Below are 16,572 nucleotides of genomic sequence, written 5' to 3' on the forward strand. Positions count from 1 at the left end.
TCAATGACACCTCTCACAGGAATACTTCGATCTCGAATATTAGGCTACAGCAGATATTCCGTGTCCGCTTTTATAACATTCCGTTCTCGATGAACGTAGTAAAACGTTAGCCCGGTCTTATAGATATGAGGAGTGACAGTTTTATAGCCTGAATATTTCAGGATCGCCATCAGCTCGGGCTCGTTGAGCGAATTAACCCAGCCGAGGGCAATCCGATCCTTTTTCGGCGACTGGTCCATTGGATGATAGCTGAACACACCTTCTGGAACCTGCCGCGAGAGCTGCTTGAGCACCCTCGGCATATCGAAAAGGTACTCGAGGACTCCAAGGCCAAGGACAAAATCCGCACCGAAATTAGGAAGGCGTTGCTTGTTCAGGTCGATCACCACCGTCCTTTCGTCGCGCTTGACGACATCAGCGGGAATGTAGCTGCACCCCTCCGGCAAGAGGCTCTCGATCTTCATGGCGCCACATCCGAGATCGAGAACGCGGACGTTCCGGGGTATGAGCTTTACAGCAGCACGGGCACGATCATCCCAAAGTGCTTGGTCCGATACCTCTTCGATGGATGTCCAACGCTCAACCTGGGTACGCTTGGTCTTGAATGATCGAATCGTTTCTTCACTTCGCTTCCGGCGAATCAAGGCAAGCTGCTCATCAGACATATCGACGATCATTCCCCAAATTTGTCGCGCAATTCGCTAGGTTGTTACTGATGACCGTCAGATACTACTGACATTCGCCATTGCGATCCAGTGCCCCCGCTACCCGCTCTCATTCTGGACAATAGCCAATCGAAGGGTCACCAAGAGCCGCGAATGAAGCGCACCTGTTGCGTCCGCGGCACGCCGCTCACCCGCCAGATCACCTTCCCCACATCCTCCGACACTAGTAGCGCCCCGGTCATGTTCAGGATCACGCCGACTGGACGCCCCTGCGCCTTCTCGTCGGCGTGAAGAAAGTCGGTGAGGGCGTACACCGACTGGCCGGCAGGTTTGCCGTCCTTGAAGGGGACGTAGGTCACCTTGTAGCCGCTCTTCGGGCGGTGGTTCATCGGCCGTGCCGAGCCACGAAGAGGCTGCTCTTCCACACGTTCGGCGGGTCGATGTCACGCTGCCCTCATCGTGCGGGCCAGAAACGGTCCGAAAGCGGGCAGGTCCACCGTCCAGCCGTTGATTTTGACCGGCTGTGGCTCCATCCAGGCGACGTAGTCGTGCCCCTTCGTGAGGCAGAGGCGCGCATAGTTGAAGCGTAGATTGTAAGCCCCGTCCTTGATGGGAAGAATCTCGATGACCCGTGTCCTCGGGCGAGAAAAGATCAGGTGGGCGAGGCCCGCACCATGCGGCGAGGCGATGACCGACGCTTGGTGGGCGATGGCGATCTGATGCCAGAGCGGGAGGGTGGAGAATTCGGCGATCTCGAATCCGTGGGCCTGCATCTCCCGCTCGACCTCGATCTCGTTGATAAGCGGGCGACGCCTCGCGTCACGCCGGGTGATATAGACGCGCTCCGGAAGCGTGACGCCATGAGCGCGCGCCATCTCGATCGACCGCTCGGCCATCACCGCAAAGACGCTGTCGAGATGCCGCCATCCGGACATCCCCTCGAAACGCACGACAGGAACGAGAAGGCGTTCGACGAAGACCGGCCGGTCGACGCGATAGGTCGACGCACCGAGACCGATCATATCGAGCGAGGTCTGCTCGAAGCCGGGATTGCCACCGTTCAACAGAACCTTGAACGCGTCGTCCGCGATCAGTCCGCTCTCGCCGAGGAAAGCGAATCGGGGAAGGTTATCGACGAGCCAGTGATAGATCCCCGCCGATGGCCGATTGGACGCCAGCGCGATGTCGATCCGGGGCACGGAGGATCGTTCGACGCACGGGATCGGCTGTTTCATCTGCCGAATGATCCCGCCGTCCTCCGTCCAGATTTGACCGATCGCGCTCGTGAACACATCGCGGAATTCCAGAACCTCCGGGTGGACCTGATCGACGATGACCTGTCGGAACGACCGGGCCTCCTGCCGCAAGGCTATGACATGGTGGGGGGATGTCGCCGACGATCTTTGAACCTTCACGCTGCCCGGCTGATCGATGGGCGGTTGCGGAGCGAACCGGAACTCCGTGGGCATCGGCTTCATTTCCGATCCGCCACGACTGACAGTTTTCTTCAGCTCGCCCAAGGCAGTCTGCAAATCCTCGTCCAGCGTGTTTTTGATGATGCTGCTTGCCTCGTGCAAAAATCGATGATCCGCGTGCAGGAAGGTGTTTTCGAGCAATATCCGTCCCGCCAGATCGCTTCTCCGATTTATGACCAGGTCGCGGATGACGGCATACGCAATGGCCTCTCTGCCGGTCAGCGATGAGACGTGGCGCGCGACCTCATCGATGACGTCGTCCCGTCCGGTGGCGAGAGCACCGTTCAGGCGGTAGATGAAGAGTTGCGGCAGCGACAGGATCAGTGCGGGGTCGTGCGTCCGAGCGACGACGTCGTTCCAGCGTCCCTGCTCGACATCGGCGCGACACATCCTGAGGGTTTCTCGGGCGGATCGGTGCAGGGCCTTGTCTTTGGGCGTTGTCATGCTTTTACCGACAGAGGAACATCGGACCGGGGAAACTCAGTTCGGCACCGAGCCTCCCCCCTTAAACCTCTTTCAACTTTCATCCGCCAGCGCAAGCTCTTACGATCGGCCACCCATGATAACATCGCAAGATCTCTCACAGGAGATCGATCATATTGTGAGACATCAAAATCAAAGAATGGCGACCAAGAGACGGAAGGCTTCCGTTTCCGCCATAGACGGAGCCGATCAACAGGGAAAGATGGAGTTCGACTATTGTGTCCTAGTCGAACCGCTTACCCGCCAGACCACCTTCCCCACATCATCGCTCACCAGCAGCGCCCCGGTCTTGTCGAGGATCACGCCAACGGGCCGTCCCTGCGCCTTCTCGTCCGCGTCGAGGAAGCCGGTGAGCGCGTCCACCGGCTGGCCGGTGGGTTTGCCGTCCTTGAAGGGCACATAGATCACCTTGTAGCCGCTCTTCGGGCGGCGGTTCCATGAGCCGTGCTGGGCAACGAACAGGCCGCTTTTCCACGCCTCCGGCAAGGTCGAGCCGTTGGAGAAGGCGATGCCCAGAGACGCGGTGTGGGTGCCGACCGCGTAGTCGGGCGCGATCGCCCTGGCGACGAGATCGGGCTTCTGCGGCTGGACCCGCTCGTCCACGTGCTTGCCCCAGTAACTGTAGGGCCAGCCATAGAAGCCTCCCTCCTTCACCGAGGTGACATAGTCGGGGACGAGGTCGCTTCCGATCTCGTCGCGCTCGTTCACCGCGGTCCAGAGGGCTCCGCCTGTGGGCTCGAAGGCGAGGCCGTTGGGGTTGCGCAGGCCGGTGGCGAATTCGCGCATCTGCTTCGTGGCGAGGGTGTATTCCCAGATCGCGGCGCGGCCCACCTCCTTGTCGAGGCCGTTCTCGCCGACATTGCTGTTCGAGCCCACGGTGACGAAGAGCTTGGTGCCGTCCGGGCTCGCGATGACGTTCTTCGTCCAATGGTGGTTGATGCCCGACGGCAGTTCGACCACCGTCTCGGGCTTGGCGGTGATCTCGGTCTGGCCCTGCGCGTAGGGCACCTTCACCAGGGCATCGGCATTGGCGACGTAGAGGTCGCCGCCCACCAAGGCCATGCCGAAGGGCGAGTGCAGGCCGGAGAGGAAGACGTGGCGCTCTTCGGCGACACCGTCGCCGTTCGTGTCGCGCAGCAGGACGACCCGGTCCGGGCTCGGCACTCCGGCGCCGGCCATGCTCTTCACCTTGTCGGCGACCCAGTCGGCGATGCCGGTGGAGGGGTCGTCGGTCTTGGGCTTGTTCGACTCCGCCACCAGCACGTCGCCATTGGGCAGGAGATACATCCAGCGCGGATGGTCGAACCCGTCCGCATAAGCCGCGACCTGAAGCCCCGCCGCCGCCTTCGGCTTGGCGCCGTTCTCCCAGCGGGCGACGCGGGCGATGTTCACGGTCGGCATCAGCGTCGGGTTCGGCGCGGGGAGGGTGGGGTTAGCGCCTTCCCCGGCCGAGGCTTCGAGACTGGCCTTTTCGGGGTAGACGATGAAGCGGAGGAACGCCGCTCCGCCCAGAAGCACCAGGCCCAAGGCCGCAAGGCCGAGCTTTGATCGATTCCGCATGGTCGTGACCCTGACTCCGCGCCCGAGCCGGACGCCCTTCGGTCAGGTTAATGGCCGAGGGGACATTTGGCTCCGGCGAGGAACGGATCAGCCCGGGGCGGATCCGCGTCTCGCCACGGTCCGGTTCGTGACGCCATCGGGCTGGGACGGCCTCGGACGAGCGGTCTGCTCGCCCCGCACGGGCGCCCCGGCAAATCCGCCGAAATCCTCGCGGAACTGGTCGACGATCTCGCCGGAGGTCTCGATGCAGCGGCCAATATACTGCGCGAGCGCGGGGGGAGGGGCGAAGCCTTCCGCCAGGAGGCGCGTGTTGTCGAAGGTCACGTCGAGTTCGCAGAACCGGTAATAGGCCTGCAGCGCCCGGAACATCGCCACCTTGATCGCCTCGTCCATGCCGAAGACCTCGGTGAAGCGCCTGTGAAGGGTCGCCCGGTCGCGGGCGGAGAATTCCTCGTAGTGGCGCGGGCTCTCGGCCGGGTCGACGCGGTCGAGGGTGCGGCCGAGCTCGCTCCAGCGGGTGCGGCTCGAGGTGCCGGCGGAGAGGTGGTAGGTCCGGTGGGCGAGGGCGGGCCTCGCGAGCATCTCCACCAGGGTGTCGGCCACCCAGTCGGTGGGGACGATGTCGACGGTCCCGTCGCGGGAGCCGGCGACGAGCCGCAGCCGGTCGCAGGCGCGGATCACCCAGAGGATGCTCGAACCCGGCCGGGCGCCCAGCGTGGTGTGGCCGAGCACGATGGAGGGGCGCGCCACGACCAGGGGCAGGTCGGCGAAATGGGACGCCAGAGACATCTCGGCCGCGGCTTTCGAGGCGCTGTAGGGCACGAGATGGGTGGCGCCCGCGTCGGGGTAGAGGGTCTCGTCCACCGTCGCGGGCGGCTGGCCTCCGCAAATCATCGCCGTGCTCACATGGAGGAAACGGTCGAGCCGCGGCATCCGCGCCGCGCGCCGGGCCAGGGCCAGGGTGCCGTCATGGTTGGTCCGGTGGACTTTTTCCTGCGCCCACCACGACGTGTCGGCGGCCAGATGCAGAACCTGCGTCACCGCATCGAGGCGCGGATCGGCGATCGTGTCGGCGTGGGTGAAATCCCCCGCGACGATCTCCACACGCTGCGCGAGACGCTGGGCGTTCAGGGCATTGGTGAAGCGCCCGAGACGCGCCGCGATGCGCTGACGCCCGGCCTCCTCGTCCGAGGCCCGCACCAGGCAGACCCATTCGGTATCCGTCTTCATCGCCAGGGCACGGTGCAGGACGGCACCACCGATGAGCCCCGTCGCACCCGTCAAAAGAATTCGACTCACGGCACTCGCTCCAACGGCCGCGCATCCGAAACGACGTCGCGGCAACCCAAAGAGAGTTAAGAGAACGTTAACGAGATGCTGACAAGTCGACGGAAATCAATACGTAGAATTTTACGGATCTATACGAAGCTTGTTCAGAATATAGTTAAAATTAATAATTAATTTTCCGCATCGTTCTTGCTCAGGCCGGGTATCGCGCCAGGAGCGGACGTTCCTCACGCCGAACGGTCGACACCGTCGCGGCCCATCCGGCGCCGCAGTCCCCGCCCAGTTCCATGCCGCCGCGACTTGCGCTGCGGGGGAGAGCGTCACAGGAAGGACCCATAGCGGGGCGACCGGCACGCCCCGCTCCTTGCGAAGGAGCGACGGGTATGAATGGAGAAGTCTACGGTGCGCTGGGGCAACCGGGCGTGGGATTGTTCATGGCGATCGTCATCGGCGCCCTGGCGGGCTGGCTCGCGGAACAGTTCACCTCGGCGAACATGGGCCTCTTCGCCAACATCGCGATGGGCATCCTCGGCGGTCTTCTCGGCAACTATCTGGCCGCCAAGCTCCACATCCCGGTCTACGGCTTCTGGCGCAACCTGCTCTCGGCCACGGCGGGGGCGGTGATCATCATCACCATCTACAGGGCCATCCGCGGACGCGGCATGAGCTACTGACAGGTTCGGCGGATCGTTTCCCGATCGTTTGCGATGCGGGAGCCGAGTCATTACCTTTCGAACCGAGCGCCGGCCCGTTGCCGGCGCAGCTTGCCCGGTATGCCATGGCCGTCGTCCTCGACCTACTGCGAAACGACCAGCGCCCCCGGCACCCGGAAAAGGCGCATCGCCCGGACAACCCGATCCAGCGCAAGCCCGACTGGATCCGGGTGAAGGCACCGGGTTCGCCCGGCTGGAACGCCACCCGCGCCATCGTGAAGGAGCATGGCCTCGTCACGGTCTGCGAGGAGGCGGGCTGCCCCAATATCGGCGAGTGCTGGGAGAAGAAGCACGCCACCTTCATGATCATGGGCGACACATGCACGCGGGCCTGCGCCTTCTGCAACGTGCGCACCGGCCTGCCCAACGCCCTCGACGGGGACGAGCCGGCCAAGATCGCCGATTCCGTGGCCAAGCTCGGCCTGCACCACGTGGTCATCACCTCGGTGGACCGCGACGACCTCGCCGATGGCGGGGCCATGCATTTCTTCCGCACCATCCGGGCCATCCGCGAGCGCAGCCCAGCCACGACGATCGAGGTGCTCACCCCCGATTTCCTGCGCAAGGACGGCGCGCTGGAACTGGTGGTGGAGGCGCGCCCCGACGTGTTCAACCACAACATGGAGACGGTGCCGGGCAACTACCTCACCGTCCGCCCCGGCGCGCGCTACTTCCATTCGGTGCGGCTGCTGCAGCGGGTGAAGGAGCTCGACCCCACCATCTTCACCAAGTCCGGCATCATGGTCGGCCTCGGCGAGGAGCGGAACGAGATCGTCCAGCTCATGGACGACCTGCGCTCGGCGGATGTGGACTTCCTCACTATCGGCCAGTACCTGCAGCCGACGAAGAAACACCACGAGGTGAAGCGCTTCGTCCCGCCCGACGAATTCAAGACCCTTGAAACCACCGCCTATTCCAAGGGTTTCCTCCTCGTCTCGGCGACGCCCCTGACCCGCTCCTCGCACCATGCGGGCGAGGATTTTTCACGATTGAAGGCCGCCCGGCTCGCTCGCCTCGCGCCTGCCAACGCCTGAGGGCCGATGCCTTCCTTCCGGATCAACCGCGCGGTGCGCCACTCGCCGCAGCAGATGTACGACCTCGTGGCCGACGTGGAACGCTATCCGGAATTCCTGCCGCTCTGCGAATCCCTGCGCGTCCTGCGCCGCCAGCCCGGCCCGGACGGCACCGAGATCCTCGTGGCCGAGATGGGAGTGGGCTACAAGGCGATCCGCGAGCGCTTCACCACCCGCGTCACCCTCGATCCGCAGAACCTGAAGATCGTCGCCGAATATATCGACGGGCCGTTCCGGCACCTCGAGAACCGCTGGGGTTTCAAGGAGAGGTCGCCGAGCGGCTGCGACGTCGACTTCTTCATCACCTACGAGTTCAAGAGCCGTACCCTCGGCCTCCTCATGGGCACGATGTTCGACCGCGCCTTCCGCAAGTTCACCGATGCGTTCGAGGGCAGGGCGGACCGGGTATACGGCGCCGCCTGACGCGCCGGTGCCCGTTCTCTGACAGGCTACTGGATCCACACATCTGCTCGACGGCCGTTTCTCTACCCTTGAGGGTTCGACATGAGGCGCGACGGGCTCCCTCTCCTGAAAGGAGAGGGGATCCGTGCTGCCCGCGAGATGTGTGGCGCCGTAGATAAGACGGGCGGACAATGCCGGGCGGGGCCCTAGATACAGGTGCGCAACGCCACCGGAGAACACCCCCGTGAGACCGATCCCGATTCTCGTCCTCGCCCTCGCCTTGAATGCGGGCCTTGCCGGCTTCGCCGTGGCGGACCAGCCCGGCCCCGACTGGCTGCCGGTCGATCAGGTCAAGAAGGCGCTGATGGCCGAGGGCTACACCGAGATCACGAGGCTCGAGGCCGATGACGGCCATTGGGACGGCGAGGGCATCAAGAACGGCCAAAAGATGAAGTTCGATGCCGATCCGAAGACGGGCGCGATCCTCGGTGAAGTCGCCGAGTGAAAGCCGGTTTGATCGGATTCCTCAGCGAATCTCACGCTGAAGCAGATCATCCAACCAGAGCACCTCATCCTGAGGTGCCCGTGTCAGCGGGCCTCGAAGGAGCCCTCCAGTGTTCGCGCGATCCCTGGAGCCCTCCTTCGAGGCCGCTCCGCGGCACCTCAGGATGAGGTGAAGCCTTGGAAAAAAGCAACTGACATAGGCCTCAATCCGTCCCAACGGGCTCCACGGCTCGGCCGAACAGGTCCAGCGCCTCTACCACGGCGAGGCGGCGGATCTCGGTGCGGCCGAGATCGCCGTAGCGGCGTTCGATATGCCGGGTCGCGGCGCCACGGCGGGCGAGGCCGAAATGCACGAGGCCCACGGGCTTGGCCTCGCTGCCGCCGCCAGGGCCGGCGATGCCGGTGATCGAGACCGCCACATCCGCGTGCGAATGGGCGAGCGCCCCCTCCGCCATGGCGCGGGCCACGGATTTGCTCACCGCCCCATGGGTCGCGATGAGGTCGGCGGTCACGCCGAGCATCTCGGATTTGGCGTCGTTGGAATAGGTGACGAAGCCGCGCTCGACCACCACCGATGAGCCGGGCACGGCGGTGAGCAGCCCGGCGACGAGGCCGCCGGTGCAGGATTCGGCGCAGGCCGCGCGAAGCCCGGCGGCGGCATAGGCCGCCACCAGCGCCTCGGCGCGGGCGAGGAGCGCCGGGTCGTCGATCACGCCGCGTCGCCCCCGTCCGTCTCCGGGAGGCGGATCGTCGCCGCCGCCTGAGCCGCGAGCCCTTCGGCGCGGCCAACGAAGCCGAGCTTCTCGGTCGTCGTCGCCTTGATGGAGACCGAACTCAGGGGCACGCCGCAGATCTCGGCGATGCGGGCACGGATCGCCTCGCGATGGGCGCCGATGCGCGGGGCCTCGGCCAGGACGGTGATGTCGAGATGGTCGATCCGGCCGCCCCGGTCGCGGACAAGCTTCACCGCATGGGCCAGGAAGCGGTCGGACGAGGCGCCGCGCCACTGCTCGTCGCTCGGCGGGAAATGCGTGCCGATGTCGCCATCCGCGATCGCCCCAAGGAGGGCGTCCGTGAGGGCGTGCAGCGCCACGTCCCCGTCGGAATGGGCCAGCACGCCCCGATCGGCGGGGATCTTCACGCCGCCGAGCCAGACATGGTCGCCCTCGGTGAAGGCGTGAACGTCGAAGCCGGTCCCGAGGCGGGTCACATAGGTCGTCATGGAATCGGTCTCTGGTTCGGAGAGCAGGGCATCGCTGCCGGAAAAGCCGCGGTCGGCCTCGATCAGGTCCGAGGGCTGGGTGATCTTGCGGTTGCGCGGGTCGCCCTCGAACACCACCACGTCGAGCCCGGCCCATTCGGCCAAAGCCCCGTCATCGGTGAAGCCGTGGAGATCCGCCTCCGCCGCCTTGCGATGGGCGGCGAGGAGGGGCGCGAAGGCGAAGGCCTGAGGGGTCTGGACGGCGCGCAGGGATTCGCGGGCGGGGGTCTCGCGCACCCGGCCGATCCCCGTCCCGAGATCCTCGACGATCTTGATCGTATCGGTGACGGCGATGCCGGGCACCGCCGCGCCGTGGTCACGACCGGCGAGAAGAGCCCGGTCGATCAGCGCCTCGTCCACATGCGGGCGGGCCGCGTCGTGAACGAGGACGAGGCCCGGCGCGCCCGTTTCCGCAGACCTCCCGGCCAAGGCTTCGAGACCGGCCCTGACGGATTGCTGGCGCGTGGCGCCGCCCTCGACCGGGGCCGCGAGTTTGGCGCGCAGAACGGGGTCGAGTTCCGCGACGCAGGCGTGGTAGAACGAGGCCGCGTCCGCGGCGATCACGGGCTGGATCACCGCGAGGTCGGGATGGGCCGCCAGCGCGGCGAGGGTCCGTGTGAGGACCGCGCGTCCGCCGACGCTGCGATATTGCTTGGGAACGTCACCGCCGATGCGGATCCCGCGGCCGGCTGCGACGACCACCGCGGCGTTCCAGGCGGTGCCGGACATGGAAAAGTGCTCCCGCATCAGTTCGAGGTAGCGTGGATGGCTGGGGTGGTCTGTCGTTTAAGCGGGGCATAGCCTGAAATCAAATCGCGCAAGGCGCTTGCGTCGCCCCAGCGATTGTCTATTTGTTGGGCATAATGAAAGCTGATGATTATTTGAGCGTTCTGCGCTCGGGCGATGGCCAGGGGCAGGTCGGCGAGAGGGCAGGCGCCGCGGCTTCGGTGCCGGTCCTGCTCGCTCCCCTGTCGGGCATCACCGACCTGCACATGCGTCGCATCGCGCGGCGTCTGGGCGCAAGCGCCGTCGTCTCGGAGATGGTGGCGGCGGCCGAATTCGCCCGTGGGGCGGAAGAGGCGCGCCTGCGGGCCGAGGGCGGCGGGGTCGATCCCCACGTGGTCCAGCTCGCCGGCTGCGTGCCCGAATCGATGGCGGAGGCCGCACGGCTGGCCGAGGCGAATGGCGCCGATGTCATCGACATCAACATGGGCTGCCCGGCCAAGACCGTCACCGGCGGCGAGGCGGGTTCCGCCCTAATGCGCGACATCGAGGGGGCCACGCGCATCCTCGCCGCCGTCCGCGCGGCGGTGGCGATCCCGGTCACGGTCAAGATGCGCCTCGGCTGGGACCATGCGAGCCTGAATGCCCCCGATCTCGCCCGGCGCGCCGAGGGGCTCGGCCTGGCGGCGGTGACGGTGCATGGCCGCACCCGGCAGCAATTTTACAAGGGACAGGCCGATTGGGCCGCCATCCGCGCCGTGGTGGACGCGGTCTCGATCCCGGTCATCGCCAACGGTGACGTCGTCGATCTCGCCGGTGCGCGGGCCTGCCTCGCCGCATCGGGCGCCGCCGGGCTGATGATCGGGCGCGCGGCCCTCGGTCGTCCCTGGCTGGTGGGCGAGATCGCCGCCGGTCTCGCCGGCCGGGCACCGCGTTCCCTCGACGCCGTGGAGAAGGCCGCCCTCGCCCTGGAGCATTACCAGGGGCTCCTCGCTCTCTACGGCCCCGCCATGGGCGTGCGCCACGCGCGCAAGCACCTGGCGGCCTATGTGGACGGGTCCGGCGCGCTCGGCCCCGACGACCGGACGCGGCTCCTCACCACCACCGATCCGGCCATCGCAGCCGACCTTCTCTCGAAGGCGATGCGTCACCCGCGCGGACCATTCGTCACCGAGGAGGCAGCGTGAGCGTGGACAAGGAACATCGCGGCCGGACCATCGCCCCGCCCACGAGCGAGGCGGTGATCAATGCCCTGCCGCTGCCGGTCATCACCATCGGCGCCGACGACCGCATCCTCCATGTGAACCACGCGGCGGAGACGTTCTTCGATCATTCCGCCCGGTTGATGCAGCGCCGGCACCTGCGCGACATCATCCCGTTCTCGTCCCCGATCAGCGCCCTCGTGGCCGAAGTGCGCCGCCGCCGGGCGAGCGTCAGCGAATACGGCGTCGAACTGGTCCAGCCGCGCTCAGGCCTGGAGCGCAACGTCGATGTCTTCGCGACCCCGCTCGGCGACGAGGAGGACGCGGTGGTGATGATGCTCCAGGAGCGCACCATCGCCGACAAGATGAACCGGCAGCTCACCCATCGCGGTGCCGCCCGCTCGATGATCGCGCTGGGCGCCATGCTGGCGCATGAGATCAAGAACCCGCTCGCCGGCATCCGGGGGGCGGCCCAGCTCCTCGAACAATCGGGCACCGAGGACGACCGCCTGCTCACCCGGCTGATCTGCGACGAATCCGACCGGATCGTCCGCATCGTCGAGCGAATGGAGCTGTTCGGCGACGAGCGTCCGGTGGAGCGCGGCCCCGTCAACGTGCACGGCGTGCTCGATCAGGTGAAGCGCTCGGCCCAGTCGGGCTTTGCCCGGCACATCCGCTTCGTCGAGACCTACGACCCGTCGCTGCCCCCGGTCCTCGGCAATCGCGATCAGTTGATTCAGGTCATCCTCAACCTCGTCAAGAACGCCGCCGAGGCCATCGGCGCCGACGCGGTGGATGGCGAGATCACCCTCTCCACCGCCTTCCGCACCGGGCTGAAGATGCAGGTGCCCGGCACGCGGGAACGGGTGAGCCTGCCCATCGAAGTGGCGGTGCGGGACAACGGGCCGGGGGTCTCGGCCGAGCTCCTGCCCGACCTGTTCGACCCGTTCGTGACCACGAAAGCGCAGGGGTCCGGCCTCGGACTTGCACTTGCGGCCAAGATCATCGGCGATCACGGTGGCATCGTCGAATGCGATCCCGTGCCGCGCCGCACCACTTTCCGTCTCCTCCTTCCCATGTCGAGCGCCCGTGACGGGCGCGAGTCGGCCGCGGAGCAATAGAGTCGCGTCATGCCCAACGGCCACATCATCGTCGCGGACGACGACGCCGCCATCCGCACCGTCCTCAACCAGGCCCTGTCGCGGGCCGGCTACGAGGTCCGCTCCACCGGTAACTGCGCCACCCTCTGGCGCTGGGTCGCGCAAGGGGAGGGCGACCTCGTCATCACCGACGTGATGATGCCGGACGAGAACGTGTTCGACCTGCTGCCGCGTATCAAGCGCGTGCGGCCGGAACTGCCGATCATCGTCATGAGCGCGCAGAATACGTTCATGACCGCGATCCGCGCCTCCGAGCGCGGGGCCTACGAATACCTGCCCAAGCCCTTCGACCTGAAGGAGCTCATCGCCATCGTCGGGCGGGCGCTCTCGCGGCCGCGCGGCACGCCCGCCCCCGGCGCCGATCCCGGCAACGAGGACATCCCGCTGGTGGGCCGTTCGCCGGCCATGCAGGAGATCTACCGGGCGCTGGCCCGCCTGATGCCCACCGACCTCACGGTGATGATCACCGGCGAGTCGGGCACCGGCAAGGAGCTGGTGGCCCGCGCGCTGCACGATTACGGCCGTCGCCGCTCCGGGCCGTTCGTGCCGGTGAACATGGCGGCGATCCCGCGCGACCTCATCGAATCCGAACTCTTCGGCCATGAGAAGGGCGCCTTCACCGGCGCGCTTTCGCGCTCGGCCGGCCGGTTCGAGCAGGCCGAGGGCGGCACGCTCTTCCTCGACGAGATCGGCGACATGCCGATGGAGGCCCAGACCCGCCTCCTGCGCGTGCTGCAGCAGGGCGAATACACCACGGTGGGCGGCCGGGTGCCGATCAAGACCAATGTCCGCATCATCGCGGCCACCAACAAGGACCTGCGCGTCTCGATCCAGCAGGGCATCTTCCGCGAGGATCTGTTCTTCCGGCTCAATGTGGTGCCGCTGCGCCTGCCCGCGCTGCGCGAGCGCTCGGAGGACGTGCCCGACCTGATCCGCCACTTCTTCATCCTGGTGGAGAAGGAGGGCCTGAGCCGGAAGCAGCTCGACGGCGAGGCGATGGAGCGCCTGAAGCGCTATCGCTGGCCCGGCAACGTGCGCGAACTCGAGAACCTCGTGCGCCGCCTCGCCGCCCTGTATCCGCAGGAGACGATCACCGGCCCGGTGATCGAGGCCGAACTCGACACGCTGCCCCTCGCCCAGCCGCAGGCCAACGGTTCGGCCGCCAGGAAATCGGGCGGGGCCGACAACGAGACCCTCTCGGGGGCGGTGGAGCGCCATCTCGCCGAGTATTTCAGCGGCTATCGCGACACGCTGCCCCCGCCCGGCCTCTACCACCGAATCTTACGCGAGATCGAAGGCCCGCTCATCGGCGCGGCCCTGGCCGCCACGCGCGGGAACCAGATCCGCGCGGCGGAACTGCTCGGCGTCAACCGCAACACCCTGCGCAAGAAGGTGCGGGACCTCGACCTTCAGGTCTTCCGCAACGCGCGGTGAGCCCGAACGACACGTCCGGCGAACCAAAGGACCTGTTCCATTTCAGCGAGGACCCGGCGATCCGGGTCTTCGCGCCACGCCCCGTCCGCGTCGGCGTGGATCGCGGACCGGCGGGGGCCTGGCTGAACGGCCCCCTGGTCTGGGCGATCGATGCGGCCCACGGCCTGCTCTACCTGTTCCCGCGCGACTGCCCCCGGATCGTGATCTGGCCCACCGAACGGACCTCGCCGGAGGACCGGCGCAGGTGGTTCGGTGACGTCGCCGGCCGCGCCGTGGCCTATGTGGAGGAGGATTGGGCGGAGCGGATCGCCACCGCCGCGATCGAGCGCTACCGCATGCCGCCCGGGACCTTCGAACCCACGGGGGATCTCGGCACCTGGGTGTCGACGAGCCCGGTCGTCCCCACCGGCCACGACACGATCCGGGACCTGCCCGGTGCAATGGCGGCGGCAGGCCTCGAACTGCGCATCTTGCCCCGCCTCACGCCGCTCGCGCCGATCTGGCGCTCCACCCTCCACGCCAGCGGCATCCGACTCAGGAACGCGCAGGATTGGGTAACTCCGGAAGGCGGGCCGCCGAAGCCGATCGCGGGTGCTCGTGTGCGGTGAGGTGACACTCCGCTATGGCCGAGCGAGAGCGAACCCCGGACTGCCCCGCGAAACGCAGCTGCCCAAAAAACAATCTCTTAGCCATCTTCTTTCACGCGGAGACAGGAGGTTGGTGCCTTTCTGTCTTCCGCGTGCCGATCCGTGTCGGTTCCGATATCGTAGGACCGGCAATGGCACTGAGTGAACGCGAAGCGGGTGTTGCAGCGGCAAGCACCCGACGCGGCAATGTCCGGCATCGCCTTGCCGCTCAGGTCGGTCTCGTCGTGGTCATGATCACGATCGTGCTCTCGGGCTTCTTCTACACCAACCGGCACCAGCAGGCTCTCATCGACCTGCGCGAGGGCGGGCGGCAGATGCGCATCGCCCAGGAAGCTCTCATGGACGCGGAAGCCTACGTCCTCAACAGAGCCCTCGGCGACCGGGACACCGAATACAGCGAGTACAGCCGCGCCTTCGAAGCGCTCCATAGCCGTCGCAATACGTATCTGGCGCGCCTCGATCCTTTCCTCAGGATGCCCGACGGAACCAGCGCTTCCGCCGACGCCAGCATCAAGTCGCTCGAAGCCACCTGGACGGATACACTCGAACTCGTCCGCGCCGGAAAGCTGGAGGCGGCGCAGTCCCTGCTGAAAGAACGCAGGAGTGCGGCTTTGATGGGCACGATGCGTCGCGCGTTCGATGCCTTCCTGGCGGACTGGAACTCACACTTCGCCGATCACGAGACGCGCATCGAGATCGGCAAAAGCATCGTGTTGCTGTCGCAGATTCTGATTGCCGGAGTGATGATCTTCGCATTCCGATCGAGCGCGCGAGATGCTCAGGCCCGCGCGACGGCCATCACGGACATGGACGCGTCCAGAACGCAGATCGGCCATCTGTTCGAGATGACGGACATGCTCCAGAGCGCCGCCGATCATCACGATGCGAACGCGGTCCTCCGAGCCACCGCCAGCGAACTGATCGGCGGGTTCAGCGGCGCGCTCTATGTCTTCAACAATTCGCGGGACCGCCTCGTCCTCTCGACCTCTTGGGCATGCGACGAGGGTTCGTCCCCGCCGGAGGTGATCGCGATCAACCAGTGCTGGGCCATGAAGCGCGGCAAGCCGCACATCAACCGCAGCGGCGCCAGAGCCCTCTGCTGTGAGCATCATGCCTCCGGTCTCGCCGCCCTCGAAATCCCGATGGTCGCGCGGGGCGAGAACCTCGGCCTGCTTCAGATCTTCGCGAAGGATTCGGGCGCGGAGGAACGCCTCTCGGCCATCCTGCCGCTGAGTTCGGCGCTCGGGGACGCGATGTCGCTCGCCCTATCGAACATCGCGCTGCGCGAAAAGCTGCGCAATCAGGCGCTCCGCGATCCGCTGACGGGCCTCTACAACCGACGCTACATGGAGGACAGTCTCGACCGATATGTCCGCATCGCCGAGCGCGAGGGGCGGAAGGTCTCGGTGATCATGATCGACCTCGACCATTTCAAGCGCCTCAACGACGAGCACGGCCATGCCACCGGCGACGCCGTCCTGAGGGAGGCGGCGGCAGCGATCGTCGGAGCGCTCCGGGAGACAGATGTCGCCTGTCGCTACGGTGGCGAGGAAATGATCGTGTTTCTCCCCGATTGCAGCCTCGAGGATGCAGCGCTCAAGGCAGAACAGATCCGGGAACGGATAGAGGCTCTGTCCGGGGGCCATGGTGCGAAGGTCTCTGCATCGCTGGGCGTGTCCTCCCTGCCGAGCACGTCGAGCAACAGCGCCGACCTCGTCAAGGCAGCCGACACGGCACTCTATCGCGCCAAGCACGGCGGGCGAAACCAGGTCGCGATCGCTCCGGTTCAATCGGGCTGGCGTGCCGAACGCGAAGCGCAGGCCAGCCCACAGGGGCACCTTCGCGTCGCGGCCGAATAACTTTTTTATGTCACTCGGCGAGGGCTCGACTCAACCGGGTCGTACTCTCCGTCCCGCCAAGCGGCCCGAGCGCGGATCGTCCCGGGGCCTGCTCGGCGTCGATGAGAGACGGGCCGCACGATTG

At 66.3% G+C, this 16,572-nt stretch carries 15 protein-coding genes and 1 pseudogene; 9 read left to right on the forward strand and 7 right to left on the reverse strand.

Annotation, left to right across the window (positions count from 1 at the left end; all coding sequences use genetic code 11):
* Nucleotides 1-44: 44 nt before the first annotated feature.
* From ASF26_RS09990 to ASF26_RS10010, 5 genes and pseudogenes are all read right to left on the reverse strand, one after another.
* The gene (locus ASF26_RS09990) at nt 45-677 is read right to left on the reverse strand and encodes a methyltransferase domain-containing protein (protein ID WP_156462934.1); all 633 of its coding nucleotides are present in this window, start codon (nt 675-677) and stop codon (nt 45-47) included.
* A 125-nt stretch (nt 678-802) separates the two neighbouring features.
* Nucleotides 803-1,098, reverse strand: a pseudogene (locus tag ASF26_RS09995) (sorbosone dehydrogenase family protein); the annotation flags it as partial.
* Between the two features lie 10 nt (nt 1,099-1,108).
* A complete protein-coding gene (locus ASF26_RS10000; RefSeq protein ID WP_082477578.1) occupies nt 1,109-2,584 on the reverse strand; it encodes a glycosyltransferase family 61 protein in 1,476 nt (491 codons plus the stop codon).
* A gap of 252 nt (nt 2,585-2,836) precedes the next feature.
* Nucleotides 2,837-4,183, reverse strand: coding sequence for a sorbosone dehydrogenase family protein (locus ASF26_RS10005; RefSeq protein WP_056252862.1), 1,347 nt, complete (start codon nt 4,181-4,183; stop codon nt 2,837-2,839).
* Nucleotides 4,184-4,270: 87 nt separating this feature from the next.
* Entirely contained in the window at nt 4,271-5,482 is a 1,212-nt protein-coding gene (locus tag ASF26_RS10010) for an SDR family oxidoreductase (RefSeq protein ID WP_244475885.1), read from the reverse strand.
* Nucleotides 5,483-5,853: 371 nt separating this feature from the next.
* Between ASF26_RS10010 and ASF26_RS10015 the strand changes: the two genes are divergently transcribed.
* From ASF26_RS10015 to ASF26_RS10030, 4 genes are all read left to right on the forward strand, one after another.
* Entirely contained in the window at nt 5,854-6,144 is a 291-nt protein-coding gene (locus ASF26_RS10015; protein ID WP_018043105.1) for a GlsB/YeaQ/YmgE family stress response membrane protein, read from the forward strand.
* Nucleotides 6,145-6,248: 104 nt separating this feature from the next.
* Nucleotides 6,249-7,217: a lipoyl synthase gene (gene lipA, locus ASF26_RS10020; protein WP_056141717.1), complete on the forward strand. Its 969-nt coding sequence runs from the start codon at nt 6,249-6,251 to the stop codon at nt 7,215-7,217.
* 6 nt (nt 7,218-7,223) lie between these two features.
* On the forward strand, nt 7,224-7,679 hold the full coding sequence (locus ASF26_RS10025; protein WP_056141533.1) for a type II toxin-antitoxin system RatA family toxin: 456 nt from the start codon (nt 7,224-7,226) through the stop codon (nt 7,677-7,679).
* Between the two features lie 223 nt (nt 7,680-7,902).
* Nucleotides 7,903-8,163: a PepSY domain-containing protein gene (locus ASF26_RS10030; RefSeq protein WP_056252866.1), complete on the forward strand. Its 261-nt coding sequence runs from the start codon at nt 7,903-7,905 to the stop codon at nt 8,161-8,163.
* Nucleotides 8,164-8,365: 202 nt separating this feature from the next.
* Here the strand turns inward: ASF26_RS10030 and ASF26_RS10035 are convergent, their stop codons facing one another.
* Together ASF26_RS10035 and ASF26_RS10040 are read right to left on the reverse strand one after the other, a co-directional pair.
* Complete coding sequence (locus ASF26_RS10035) at nt 8,366-8,875, reverse strand: CinA family protein (RefSeq protein WP_056252869.1); 510 nt, start codon at nt 8,873-8,875, stop codon at nt 8,366-8,368.
* A complete protein-coding gene (locus ASF26_RS10040; protein WP_056252871.1) occupies nt 8,872-10,152 on the reverse strand; it encodes a bifunctional 2-C-methyl-D-erythritol 4-phosphate cytidylyltransferase/2-C-methyl-D-erythritol 2,4-cyclodiphosphate synthase in 1,281 nt (426 codons plus the stop codon). The genes ASF26_RS10035 and ASF26_RS10040 overlap by 4 nt, the downstream gene beginning before the upstream one ends.
* Nucleotides 10,153-10,286: 134 nt before the next feature.
* On the opposite strand from ASF26_RS10040, the gene dusB reads away from it, so the two are divergent.
* The 5 genes from dusB to ASF26_RS10065 all read left to right on the forward strand — a co-directional run bounded on the left by dusB (nt 10,287) and on the right by ASF26_RS10065 (nt 16,448).
* On the forward strand, nt 10,287-11,333 hold the full coding sequence (dusB, locus tag ASF26_RS10045) for a tRNA dihydrouridine synthase DusB (RefSeq protein ID WP_056252874.1): 1,047 nt from the start codon (nt 10,287-10,289) through the stop codon (nt 11,331-11,333).
* Nucleotides 11,330-12,469 carry an ATP-binding protein gene (locus ASF26_RS10050; protein WP_200925902.1) on the forward strand — a complete coding sequence of 380 codons (1,140 nt, stop codon included), beginning with the start codon at nt 11,330-11,332 and terminating at the stop codon, nt 12,467-12,469. The genes dusB and ASF26_RS10050 overlap by 4 nt, the downstream gene beginning before the upstream one ends.
* Before the next feature lie 9 nt (nt 12,470-12,478).
* On the forward strand, nt 12,479-13,942 hold the full coding sequence (gene ntrC, locus ASF26_RS10055; protein WP_056252880.1) for a nitrogen regulation protein NR(I): 1,464 nt from the start codon (nt 12,479-12,481) through the stop codon (nt 13,940-13,942).
* Complete coding sequence (locus tag ASF26_RS10060; protein WP_082477579.1) at nt 13,939-14,550, forward strand: DUF6886 family protein; 612 nt, start codon at nt 13,939-13,941, stop codon at nt 14,548-14,550. The genes ntrC and ASF26_RS10060 overlap by 4 nt, the downstream gene beginning before the upstream one ends.
* Nucleotides 14,551-14,720: 170 nt before the next feature.
* Entirely contained in the window at nt 14,721-16,448 is a 1,728-nt protein-coding gene (locus ASF26_RS10065; protein WP_056252882.1) for a GGDEF domain-containing protein, read from the forward strand.
* Nucleotides 16,449-16,572: the final 124 nt, after the last annotated feature.

Origin of the sequence: Methylobacterium sp. Leaf93 (assembly GCF_001422345.1) — a bacterium.
GTDB lineage: Bacteria > Pseudomonadota > Alphaproteobacteria > Rhizobiales > Beijerinckiaceae > Methylobacterium > Methylobacterium bullatum.